This window comes from Acinetobacter sp. LUNF3, from assembly GCF_022699605.1.
Lineage (GTDB): Bacteria > Pseudomonadota > Gammaproteobacteria > Pseudomonadales > Moraxellaceae > Acinetobacter > Acinetobacter johnsonii.
This window is the reverse complement of record NZ_CP093968.1, coordinates 2,746,658-2,759,124: the sequence shown is the minus strand read 5'-3', so window position 1 is coordinate 2,759,124 and position 12,467 is coordinate 2,746,658. Positions and strand designations below refer to the sequence as shown.

The 12,467-nt window shown below is 42.7% G+C and carries 9 protein-coding genes; 3 read left to right on the top strand and 6 right to left on the bottom strand.

From position 1 onward, the window contains the following. Window positions 1-232: 232 nt before the first annotated feature. Both aspS and MN200_RS13400 read right to left on the bottom strand, forming a co-directional pair. Complete coding sequence (gene aspS, locus MN200_RS13405) at window positions 233-2,017, bottom strand: aspartate--tRNA ligase (protein WP_242759636.1); 1,785 nt, start codon at window positions 2,015-2,017, stop codon at window positions 233-235. A gap of 151 nt (window positions 2,018-2,168) precedes the next feature. Then, a complete protein-coding gene (locus tag MN200_RS13400) occupies window positions 2,169-2,933 on the bottom strand; it encodes a DUF4184 family protein (RefSeq protein ID WP_242759635.1) in 765 nt (254 codons plus the stop codon). Between the two features lie 138 nt (window positions 2,934-3,071). Here MN200_RS13400 and znuD point away from each other — a divergent pair, with 138 nt between their 5' ends. Together znuD and MN200_RS13390 are read left to right on the top strand one after the other, a co-directional pair. Then, window positions 3,072-5,105 (top strand): zinc piracy TonB-dependent receptor ZnuD, encoded by a 2,034-nt coding sequence (znuD, locus tag MN200_RS13395; RefSeq protein WP_242759634.1) that lies wholly within the window; start codon window positions 3,072-3,074, stop codon window positions 5,103-5,105. Window positions 5,106-5,270: 165 nt separating this feature from the next. Beyond that, window positions 5,271-6,734 (top strand): phospholipase D family protein, encoded by a 1,464-nt coding sequence (locus MN200_RS13390; RefSeq protein ID WP_242759632.1) that lies wholly within the window; start codon window positions 5,271-5,273, stop codon window positions 6,732-6,734. A gap of 135 nt (window positions 6,735-6,869) precedes the next feature. Here the strand turns inward: MN200_RS13390 and MN200_RS13385 are convergent, their stop codons facing one another. Further along, complete coding sequence (locus MN200_RS13385; protein ID WP_242759629.1) at window positions 6,870-7,319, bottom strand: hypothetical protein; 450 nt, start codon at window positions 7,317-7,319, stop codon at window positions 6,870-6,872. A 196-nt stretch (window positions 7,320-7,515) separates the two neighbouring features. Between MN200_RS13385 and MN200_RS13380 the strand changes: the two genes are divergently transcribed. After that, window positions 7,516-7,968 (top strand): RcnB family protein, encoded by a 453-nt coding sequence (locus tag MN200_RS13380; RefSeq protein ID WP_004697742.1) that lies wholly within the window; start codon window positions 7,516-7,518, stop codon window positions 7,966-7,968. Between the two features lie 70 nt (window positions 7,969-8,038). Here MN200_RS13380 and MN200_RS13375 read toward each other — a convergent pair whose 3' ends face one another. The 3 genes from MN200_RS13375 to MN200_RS13365 all read right to left on the bottom strand — a co-directional run bounded on the left by MN200_RS13375 (window position 8,039) and on the right by MN200_RS13365 (window position 12,458). Continuing rightward, window positions 8,039-8,536, bottom strand: a complete 498-nt coding sequence (locus MN200_RS13375) for a phosphate-starvation-inducible PsiE family protein (RefSeq protein ID WP_242759626.1) — start codon at window positions 8,534-8,536, stop codon at window positions 8,039-8,041. 140 nt (window positions 8,537-8,676) lie between these two features. Next, window positions 8,677-10,458: an acyl-CoA dehydrogenase C-terminal domain-containing protein gene (locus tag MN200_RS13370; protein WP_242759624.1), complete on the bottom strand. Its 1,782-nt coding sequence runs from the start codon at window positions 10,456-10,458 to the stop codon at window positions 8,677-8,679. A 197-nt stretch (window positions 10,459-10,655) separates the two neighbouring features. Beyond that, the gene (locus tag MN200_RS13365) at window positions 10,656-12,458 is read right to left on the bottom strand and encodes an acyl-CoA dehydrogenase C-terminal domain-containing protein (protein WP_242759621.1); all 1,803 of its coding nucleotides are present in this window, start codon (window positions 12,456-12,458) and stop codon (window positions 10,656-10,658) included. Between the last annotated feature and the right edge of the window lie 9 nt (window positions 12,459-12,467).

Genomic DNA, 12,467 nt, shown 5'->3' with positions numbered 1-12,467 from the left:
AAGATGAGCGTCTTAAGAACAAAATAAATGAATAAATCAATAGAGTGATTCAGTGCAAGAACTGCTGCAATAAAATATAGACTATCGTGAATCACTGTAAGGGGGATAGATCAAAAGTTCAAAGGAAATTTTGGAAAATTTGAAGCGAAAATAATATCTATGAAATGGATGGTGTTGCCGTGAATGAAAAAACCCTGCGCATGGCAGGGTTTCTTTAATCAAAATCTAAAGATTATTTGGTTTCTTCAGCTTTTGGTTTTTCACGTAAGCGAATACCAAGGTCACGCAGTTGGTTTGATTCAACTGGTGCCGGTGCTTGCGTCAATGGACATTCCGCAGTTTTGGTTTTCGGGAATGCGATCACGTCACGAATAGAAGCACCACCTGTCATGAGCATGACTAAACGGTCTAGACCGAATGCTAAACCACCATGCGGAGGAGCGCCGTAACGTAAAGCATTAAGCAAGAAGCTGAATTTCTCTTCGGCTTCTTCTTCACCAATACCTAAAGCTTCGAAGATTGCTTTTTGCATTTCTAGGTTATGAATACGTAGTGAACCACCACCAATTTCAGTACCGTTTAACACCATGTCATAAGCCACAGAAAGTGCAGCACCTGGGTTATTCTTCACATCTTCAACGCTTGACTTAGGCAGTGTGAATGGGTGGTGAACAGAAGTCCATTTGCTATCATCGGTTTCTTCAAACATTGGGAAGTCAACCACCCAAAGCGGTGCCCACTCGCAAGTCGACATTTTCAAGTCATGACCGACTTTAATACGTAAAGCACCCATGGCATCGTTCACAACTTTAGCTTTGTCTGCACCAAAGAACACGATATCGCCATTTTCTGCGCCAACACGTTTCAAGAGATCAAGCACGATTGGCTCGATGAATTTCACGATTGGAGATTGTAAACCTTCGATACCTTTTTCAAGCTCGTTTACTTTGATGTACGCCAAACCTTTTGCACCGTAGATGCCGACAAATTTCGTGTATTCATCAATTTGGCTACGTGGTAAAGAGCCTGCACCAGGAACACGTAATGCAACGATACGACCCTTAGGATCTTTCGCTGGACCTGCGAATACCTTGAATTCAACTTCTTGCATCAGGTCTGCAACGTCAACCAATTTCAAAGGAATACGTAAGTCTGGTTTGTCCGATGCATAGTCACGCATAGCATCTGTATACGTCATGCGCGGGAATTTATCGAATTGAACATCAAGAAGTTCTTTGAACATCTTAACGGTCAAGGTTTCCATTAAATCCATGATGTCATCGTCACTCATGAACGATGTTTCAACGTCGATTTGGGTGAATTCAGGCTGACGGTCTGCGCGTAAGTCTTCATCACGGAAACATTTTGCGATTTGGTAGTAACGATCGATACCACCCACCATCAACAATTGTTTGAATAATTGTGGTGATTGTGGAAGTGCGTAGAAGCTACCATTTGAAACACGGCTTGGCACTAAGTAGTCACGTGCACCTTCAGGCGTTGCACGGGTTAAAATCGGAGTTTCAACGTCTAAGAAACCATTGTCTTCGAAATAGTTACGAATGAGGTTGGTTAGCTTAGAACGGAAACGTAAACGATCTAACATTTCAGGGCGACGGATGTCCAAGAAACGGTATTTCAAACGAATTTCTTCAGAAATATTGGTGTTGTCGTCATTCAATGGGAACGGCGGAGTTTCTGATGCAGCAAGAACTTCGATTTCTTTACCTAAAACTTCGATTTGACCGCTCACCATATTGGCATTTTCTGTGCCTGCGTAGCGGCGACGTACACGACCTGTAATTTTTAATACGAATTCTGAACGTACTTTGTCTGCAGTTGCGAATGCTTCAGGAGTATCTGGGTCAATAACCACTTGCACAAGACCATCACGGTCACGCATATCAAGGAAGATGACACCACCGTGGTCACGGCGACGGTGTACCCAACCGCAGAGGGTTACTGTTTCATCAATTTGAGCTTCGGTTAAAGAACCGCAGTAATGAGTTCGCATCATGGCGTTAAAAATCCAACTATATGGCTAAAGGTAGCGAATACGTAAACAGCGTACCGCCAGAAATAAAGGTAGGATTATGCCTCTTTGGGCATTGACTCTCAAGGTATAGCTTAAAAAAGGCATGAAATAGCATTTAAGCATTGATCTAAATTTAACCCAAACGATAGTCTCGATCTAAAAATAAAAACAGAATGCAGCCAAAGATTAAAATCAGTAAAGCGACTTGGCTAAACTCATTAATGCTTCGCCCTGTAAAATAATACAGGTCTGACTGCCACACTTGCGTGGGGATATAACGTGCATAGTCCCAAACACTGACTAAACCGCCTAAAAGGCTCAGTATGAACAGTCCCATTGCAAAGCGTTTGATTTTTAAACTGACAGGAAAATGTTGCTGATAGGTTTGGTAATAGCGCCAACCCATCCATGCTAACAAGGGCAGAGCCAGTGCCGATGTGCCAATTTGTAAAATGCGGTGTAGCGGATAGCCGTGCCCTAACAAAGAGATCTCTTGGCTTAAAAATGCATGTCCAAACAAGGTGCGGAAGTCAGCATGGGTGAGTCCGTCCCATAACAGATGCGTTGCTGTACCCAGCAGGATCGCGAGAATAACGGCCACAGAAAATTTAAAAAAACGCAGCATACTGCTCAGCCTTAATTCATGCTGAATGCCTAAAAAACGATAAAAACAGGGCCGTAATAGCGCGTACCACAAAACACAAAAACTGAGTCCAATCCAAAGATCGGGGTGAATCAGTGAAGTCCAGTAGTGGGTGGTATTTGAACTGGCTTGCGTAAACAGTCGATAAAGATCGGGGGACATACTACCAATCGCAATGGCAGCAATCGGTAATCGGTCACCACTGAGTTTGGCTAAAGGGGGTGCGAGAACGGCATGTGAAATGGTAAAGGGCATTAAGCTGTTGGCATTGGCATCGACTTAGATAGAAAGGGCAGTTTATCTTTTTTCTGCGATTGGAATGTTTTTTATTGCAATGAATTTGAAATGTTATATTATAACAAAATTCAAAAATTGTACGCTTGAGTGAGTTCCATGTCTTTCCATAAAAATTTGATAACGCTCTCTATTTTGGCGGTGGTCACACCTGCCGTTTTTGCAGATGATACAACAACACAACAACTTGAAACGTTGACCAGCCAAGCGCATCCACTCGTTCAGACCGCTGCTGATTTTGCCGTCGCCGATCAGGTTATCGAGCAAAAAAGCTTAAAAGAACGTGCACCGACTATTGGGGATGCTTTGGCTGATGAGCTAGGCGTATATTCAAATCAATATGGTTCAGGTTCAAGTCGACCCGTGATTCGTGGACAAGATGGCCCTCGCGTGAAAGTCTTACAACATGCTTCAGAAACTGCTGATGTCTCGAGTTTATCGCCAGACCATGCCGTGACGGTAGATCCGATTTTGGCCAAGCAAATTGAAATCATCCGTGGCCCTTCAACCCTGTTATATAGTGCAGGTACCGTGGGCGGTTTAGTCAATGTTACCGATCAAAAAATTCCAACCAGCATGCCTGAAAAAGGTCTAGAAGGTACGGCGGGATTACGCTACAACTCTGGAAGTGATGAAAAATTGGCCAGTGCTGGGGCAACGGTTGCTTTGGGCAGTCAGTTTGCTTTGCGGGTTGAAGGTTCAAAGCGTGAAGCGAATGACTATATTGCGCCGAACTATTTCCATGAGCATGAGGGTGAACTCGAAAAAGAACGTCGTGTCGGAAATACCTTTGCTAAAGGCGAAACTGTCAGTGTTGGTGGTTCATGGATTGGTGAGCGTGGTTTTGCAGGTATCGCCTATACCAACCGTCAAGATCAGTACGGATTACCTGGGCACAGCCATGAATATGAAAGTTGCACTGTATCAGGTAATTTATTAATTGGATGTGGTGAGGAAGATTATGGCGACGAACATGAGACAGGGCCTTGGGTTGATTTAAAGTCGGAGCGTTATGACTTCCGTACAGAAATTTTAAATCCGCTTGCAGGGTTTGAGAAGTTACGAGCCCATGCCAGTTATACCGACTACCAACATGATGAAATTGAAGGCGATAGTGTTGCAACTACCTTTAAAAGTAAAGGTTATGATGCGCGTCTAGAAATGGTGCATCAGCCGATTGCGGATTGGGAAGGTGTGGTTGGCGTACAGTACAATCAACAAAAATTAGATATCACGGGTGAAGAATCTATTTTAGAACCGAACAAGACGCAAAAGTGGAGCGTGTTTGGTTTAGAACATAAGCAATGGAATGACTTCCATTTTGAGTTAGGGGCACGTGTCGATCAGCAGACGATTGATATTGAGTCAGATCGAAAAGACTATGATGATTATGCTGTTTCCTATTCGGGTGCTGTGAATTGGATGTTTGCACCGAACTATAAACTGTCTTTGGTCGGGTCACATCAAGAGCGTTTACCTTTGGCACAAGAGCTTTATGCTGATGGTAAGCATCTTGCAACCAATACCTACGAGCGTGGCAATGAAAATCTCGATGTCGAAAAGTCCAATAACCTAGAGTTAGGTTTCCATTACGATACGGATAAAATTGATTATCACGTTCATGTTTACCACAACTGGTATGACAACTACATTTATGCTCAAACCGCAGACCGTTACGAAAACTTCCGTCTAGTGGACTACACCCAAGACAAAGCACGTTTTTATGGGACTGAAGCAGAAGCCTCTTATACCCTCAATGATGTTTATAAAATGAGCGTATTTGGTGACTATGTACGTGGCAAAATTGACAATGAAAATGCGCCACGGGTGCCTGCAGGCCGTTTAGGAACAAAAGTGAATGCGAACTTTAGTGACACGTGGTCAGGAACGGCAGAGTACTACCATGTGTTTGAGCAAGATCGAATTGCAAGCTATGAGACCGAAACCGAGGGCTATAACATGGTGAATCTCGGCTTGGCGTATAATGGACAGTATATGCAGGGCAATGATTATCGCGTGTATTTCAAAGCCAATAACCTCTTAGATGAGACGGTTTATTCGCATACCTCTTTCTTATCGACCATTCCACAAGTGGGGCGTAACTTCACGGTCGGACTCGACTTTAGTTTCTAAGGTGCTATTTCAAGCTTCAACCCCACCTTTTCAGTAGAGAGGAGGTGCTCCCTCTTCTTAATGGAGAGGGTTAGGGAGAGGTTGCCAAAACATTGACAACAGAAATCCTCTTGAAAAATCAAACAATAAAACCTAGTCTGAGTATATTGAATTAGGTTTTTTGTTATGCGTATCTTTCGAAAATTACATCAAAAGCTCAACTGGACATCGACCCGTTATGTCGGTGTCGTGGTGGGTTTATTGGCTCTGACTTATTTAACCTCCGCAGTTTACCATAGCGTTAAACCACTGCCTGATGGGCTGGACTATACGGGCAAGTTACGTCATGCCGATGTCAAATTTATTGCAGATCAAACCTATATCGATGCACAAGGCAAGCAGCAACAAGATCATCATATTTTCAACGCAGTGTTTCAACTGATTGAAGATGCACAAACCACGATTGTGTTGGATATGTTCTTGTTTAACGATGAAGTGGGGACATCTCAAGCATCACAACGGGCGTTGACTCGTCAGCTGACCGATGCGTTAATTGTCAAGCGAAGCTTACATCCGAATATTGAAATCAAAGTCATTACCGACCCGATTAACTCAGTATATGGCGGACTATTACCTGAGCATTACCGTAAGTTACGTCAGGCAGGCGTGGATGTAATTGAAACCGATTTACGTCCGCTCCGCGCCTCGAATCCCATTTGGTCTGGTTTTTGGTATATCTGTTGTCAAAATGCAGGCAATAATCCCGACGGTGGTTGGTTAAGAAACCCGTTTGGGGATGAAAAAATCACTCTACGTAGTTATTTAAACTTATTTAACTTTAAAGCCAATCACCGCAAAACTTTGGTGGTCGATACCGTTGAAGGTTGGAAAACCTTGGTCACATCGGCGAATCCACATGATGGAAGTTCGCGACATTCCAATGTAGCGCTATTGGTGACAGGCAATACCGCAATTGATGTGTTGAAAACAGAGCAAACTGTAGCACATATGTCTCAGGGCGATGTACCAATGGTGATTCTAGGCGAAATTGCAGGAAATCCATCTCAACCGCAGGTACAGGTGCTGACTGAAAAAGCAATTCTAGATGCAACCCTCAATTTGTTGAATACGGCAAAAGCCAATGACCAGATTGATTTGGCGATGTTCTATTTGTCTGAGCGTCAAATTATCAATGCTTTAAAAGATGCACAGAAGCGTGGAGTTAAACTTCGGATTTTACTCGACCCCAATAAAGATGCATTTGGTCGTCAAAAGAATGGAATTCCTAATCGTCAAGTTGCGTCTGAGCTTAACGATGCAGGTATTACAGTACGTTGGTGTAATACTCAAGGAGAGCAGTGTCATAGCAAAATGATTTTAAAACGCCATGCGCAAGAAGCCGAGCTTATTTTAGGTTCTGCGAATTTTACCGCACGGAATTTGAAGAATTATAACTTAGAGACCAATTTACGTGTGATTGGCCAGTCTAATGCAGCGGTGTTTATAGATACACAGCAATATTTTGATGGGGCATGGTCGAACTTAAATGGTCGTCAAATGAGTGTGGGCTATGAGCAATATAAAGATGAGTCAAAACTCAAATATGGGCTTTACCGCTTTATGGAATGGAGTGGTTTGTCGACGTTTTAATTTCGAATTCCTTTTTCCATTTCTTGCCGTTTCGTGAAAAGCGGTACTTCCTACGTTGTACAAGATGAAAAGTCCCTCTTTTTAAAGAGAAACTTAGGGAGATTTAATTTTTAAGATTTAATTTTTAAGATTTTATTACTCAGGATTGGGCGGGATAATTTGATCCAAATCTTTATCGGTCATTTTATCGAGTTCATGCAGATCAGTTTTGATTTTCCATTTTTCAATATCTTCTACAGGGCTTGGTAGGCGTGCTTCTAACCAGTCACAAATGACATCAGGTGGAAAGTCAGGATGGTTACACTGAATGACCCATGCCAAGAATTGCTTGGCTTCACCATTCATATACGGCGGCGGTGACACAGGTAAAAACTGCGTCGGTAGGCGCTCATTTTTAGAAATATAGTTGAGTACATGTCCCAACTCTTGTACCGTTTGCCATGCCAAAGGATGATCTACATCAATTTGAAACTTAAACCACCATGCACTTTTTCCATCTGTGCCATAAGCATCAATCAGATTTTTTTGAATACTGGGCACTTTTGCAAAATATTCATAGAGTCGATCAAAACTTAATTCAGCCACGATTGTTCATCCAATACATTTATAAACAAAGATTAAGTATAAACTGAAAACTCATGCATTTTTTGCTTTTCAAAGAAATCCTGCTTCATACCTCATAGCGATGATAATAGGCAGTGATCTAAAATTGACAAATTGTACATTTTTTATCCATAAAATAGGTTTAAAATAATAATATTCACCTCTGTGGAGGAAGATGATGAAATATTTAAAAATAATCTATGGAATTAGTTTACTCAGCTTATTTCCTGCACTGAGTTTTGCTCAACCCGCGACGCGTTATTATGGAAAACCGTTGACTTCGCAAACCCAGCGTTTCCCAACCTATGCTGGACCGTATCAAGGTGCAATGCCCAGACCTACATCACCGCCTCAAATTGAGCCCCCTCATCACAGACCACCTCCGCACCATCCACCACATGGCGGATATCCAATGCGACCAGGTGTGAGTATTATTTACCGAGCCCCTAGCTATTCAACTTATAGTCAGGAAACCAATAGTTATGTGTATGGGGATGGCGACTCTAGTATCGAAAGCCGTGATTATGTATTGATTACCGATTGGCGACGTTTGGGATTGCCAGACCCACCTGAAGGTATGCACTGGATCTATGAAAATGGACGCTACGCTTTAGAACCTGATTCAAAATAAATGAATCTTTGCTTGATACAGAAAACCCTCCGTTGTTTAGATGGAGGGTTTTTTAGTGGTCAATAAAGAATTAAGCAAGCTCATCGTCTTGTGGGCGTGGTGTTTTTCCTTCAGGCAAAGGCTTGTCGGCATGTTTATCCCGAATTACTGAAGGATAATTCCACGATGCATAACGCACCACTAAGATTGCAATCGCCATAATTAAAATTGAACCCGTAATAATCACCAAATCCATATCCGCTTTGTGGTCATGCTGGATATCGGAAATTAAAAGACGGGTGAGGGCGGTGATGGCGATATAAATTAAAAAGCGGACAGGCATGTGGTTGGTTTTAAAGTAGATACCGACCATTGCACCCAGCTCTAAGTAGATGAATAACAGTAAAATATCATCAATCGAGGCGTACTGTTTAACGGTTAGGATCTCATAAACAGTATGACCAGCCGACCAAATCACCATACAGCCAATAATAAATAAAGCCACATAGTGAAAACTTTCTACTGCAGTATTGCCCAGTTTATCGAGGAGGGTTTCTATTTTCTCTATTTTAGGGTCACGGTTAGTCATGGCTGCCTCCTGATATGTTGATGGTGGTTTATTGCATCATAAGCAAATTTCATGCACATGACGTATAAAAGTAAAAATAAAGCTGAGTAATAAAAAAACGCCTGACGAAGCAGGCGTTTTTTTATTCAGTCTTTAAGCGATTAAGCTTGGCTGGTGAAGTAGTCTTCAGAGAAGTTCATGATGACTTCTGCACCTGCTTTTACTTTTGCAATACGTAAGTCGATTTCAGGCAAAATACGTTGTGTAAAGTAAGCTGCAAGCGCAAGTTTGTTTTGATAGAAGTCACCATCTTTAGCTTTTGCAGCATTGGCAATTCTTGCAAACATATAGGCAAAGCTAAGTAGGCCGACTGCATGTAAGTAATCTACTGCTGCAGCATTCGGGAACTCTGCACTTTCAGCAGCACGTTCAAGGATATACTTGGTCACTTCTTCCACTTCAGTTGCTGCATCGAGTGTTGCATCTTTAATGAAGTTTAGGTCAGCGTCTAAGCTGTTAGCAAAGTCACGGATTTCAGTAATGTAGTCTGCAATGAATGCACCACTACATTTAATGGTTTTACGACCGATTAAATCTTGAGACTGAACGCCGTTGGTGCCTTCATAGATTTGTGCAATACGTAAGTCACGTACACATTGCTCCATGCCCCATTCACGAATATAACCATGACCACCGAAGACCATTTGTGCATCTAAAGTTGCTTGGAATGCTGTGTCAGTTAAATACGCTTTTGCAATTGGGGTTAATAAGGCAACACGGTCATTGGCTGCTTTCACCGCTTCAGGGTCTGTTGAGAATTTAGTGATATCCAGTTGCTGACCCACGTAAACTGCAAATGCGCGAGATGCTTCATTATTGGCACGTGCATTCAGCAACATACGACGTACATCACCATGAACTAAAATGCTGTCTGCAGGTTTAGCAGGCGATTGAACACCAGAAGCGCTACGACCTTGTAGACGGTCTGTCGCGTACTGTGCAGCATTTTGGTAAGCAAATTCAGATGCACCTAAACCTTGAATACCCATCGATAAACGTTCGTAGTTCATCATCACGAACATAGCCGCAAGGCCTTCATTTTCTTTACCGACCAAGTAACCTTTGGCACCGTCAAAGTTCATTACACAAGTTGCAGACGCTTTGATCCCCATTTTGTGTTCAATTGAACCTGGACCTGCCGCATTACGCTCGCCTACAGAACCATCTGCATTCACGAGGAATTTAGGCACGATGAATAATGAAATACCACGTGAACCCGCAGGTGCATCAGGAGTTTTTGCCAAAACCAAGTGAATGATATTTTCAGCTAAGTCGTGGTCACCGCCAGTAATAAAGATTTTGGTCCCTGTAATGTTATAGGTGCCGTCTTCGTTACGTTCAGCTTTAGTTTTGATAATGCCTAAATCTGTACCTGCATGTGGCTCGGTTAAACACATGGTCCCAGACCATTCGCCTGAGTAAATTTTAGGCAAATAGGTTTCTTTTTGTTCTTGTGATGCATAGCTGTTTAGTGCCATACCTGCACCGACAGAAAGAAGCGGGTAGAGCATGAATGATGGGTTGGTTGCGAACAGCATTTCATCTGCAAGAACCGTCAGCATTTTTGGCATGCCTTGACCGCCCCATTCTTCATCAGCCGCTAAGCCAATCCAGCCGCCTTCAGCATATTGCTTAAACGCTTCTTTAAAACCAGCAGGAGTAGTCACTGCGCCATTGCTAAAAGTTGCGCCTTCTTCATCACCTGTACGGTTTAAAGGTAGGGTTACGTTCTGCGCAAATTTAGCCATTTCCTCGAGGATCGCTTCAGCCGTCGCACTGTCTACATGAGCTAGATTTTCATTAGACTGCCAGAACTGATCTGCATTGAAAACGTCATTGAGGATAAATTTCATATCCGCAAGTGGGGCATTATAAATTGGCATGTTCGTTCACCTGTTTATTGTTTGAATCTCTGTAGACTTAGGACAGCTTAATTAACAACGGAGAGTGTTGTTAAATGACCCAAGCGAAATAACGCTCTATTTATAAAGAAAAAGGACTGCCAAAGCTATGACTGTCCTTTTTCATTTCTGTACTCAAGAGTACAACTATTTCGAATATCGAATTAGTTATTAATTACTTAGAATGCAAAGTGCTCTGCATCTAATGCGAGTAACGGTTCTACGCCACCAGCAATCACATCAACGTGTGAGCGAACACGTGGAAGGATCTTCTTGAAGTAGAAACGAGCTGTCGTGACTTTAGCATTATAGAAGTCAACGTCAGTTGTACCTGCAGCCAATGTTTCTTGTGCTACAAGTGCCATACGTGCCCATAGGTAAGCAAGCGTTACATAACCAGAGAAGTAGAGGTAATCGACCGCAGCAGCACCCACTTCATCTGGGTTTTGCATTGCTTTCATACCAATTTGCATGGTTAAGTCGCCCCACTCTTTGTTTAGAGCAGCAAGAGGTTCAACAAACTCTTTCATTGCCGCATTGTCTTTGTTTGCTTCAACAAATTTGTGAATAATCTTAGTGAAGTCTTTCAACATTGCACCTTGAGTACCCAAAACTTTACGACCTAACAAGTCAAGCGCTTGGATTTCAGTTGTCCCTTCGTATAGACACGCAATACGTGTATCACGAACGATTTGTTCCATACCATGCTCTGAAATAAAGCCGTGACCACCAAACACTTGAACACCGTGTTTTGCAGATTCAGAACCTGTTTCAGTCAAGAATGCTTTTGCAATTGGGGTAAGGAGTGACAAGATGTTGTCAGAAGATTTACGCTCTTCTTCCGTTGCACCTTGCTCAACCACGTCCGCATGTAGAGACAATAAGTAAACCAGTGCACGACCACCTTCAGCAAATGCTTTTTGAGTTAACAGCATGTTACGAACAGCAGGGTGAACAATAATTGGATCGGCTTCTTTTTCTGGTGCTTTAGGACCTGTTAAAGAACGCATTGCCAAGCGGTCTTTCGCATAGGTTAATGCACCTTGGAATGCACCTTCAGATGCAGCAAGACCTTGAACAGCAGTACCAATACGTGCGGTGTTCATGAAAGTGAACATGCAGTTTAAGCCACGGTTTTCAGGGCCAATCAAGAAACCTTTTGCATTGTCAAAGTTGATTACGCAAGTTGAGTTACCATGGATACCCATTTTGTGTTCGATAGAACCACAACGCACCGCGTTACGCTCACCCACACTACCGTCTGCGTTTAAGTTAAACTTCGGTACGATGAATAAAGAAATACCTTTGGTGCCTTTAGGTGCGCCAGGAAGACGAGCAAGAACAATGTGAACAATGTTCTCAGCCATGTCATGTTCACCCGCTGAGATAAAGATTTTCTCACCAGTGATTGCATAGCTACCGTCAGCTTGTGGCTCAGCTTTAGTACGGATAATACCCAAGTCAGAACCAGCATGAGATTCTGTTAAGCACATCGTACCTGTCCAAACACCTGAAACAAGGTTTGGTAAGTAAGCATTTTTTTGTTCAGCTGAACCGTGATGTTCTAAAGTACGAACTGCACCATGAGAAAGACCTGGGTACATACCCCATGCCCAGTTCGCAGTACCCACCATTTCTGAAATCACGTTACCCAAAGAAACAGGTAATGCTTGACCACCGTATTGCTCTTCAGCAGAAAGAGACGGGAAGCCTAGTTCGATATATTTTTGATACGCTTCTTTAAAGCCAGTTGGAGTTGTAACAACGCCATCATTCCAAGTACAACCTTCGCGGTCGCCACTTTGGTTGATTGGAGACAATTCGTTTTCACAGAAATCTGCAGCAGCTTCTAAATATTGGTCAACCAATTCACGGCTTACGGTTTCCTGAAATGCAGGCAATTTAAAATAGTGTTCTTCTGCATTCAATAGCTCATGCAGTACGAATTGCATATCACGTAAGGGCGCTTTGTATTGTGGCATATCGGTTTC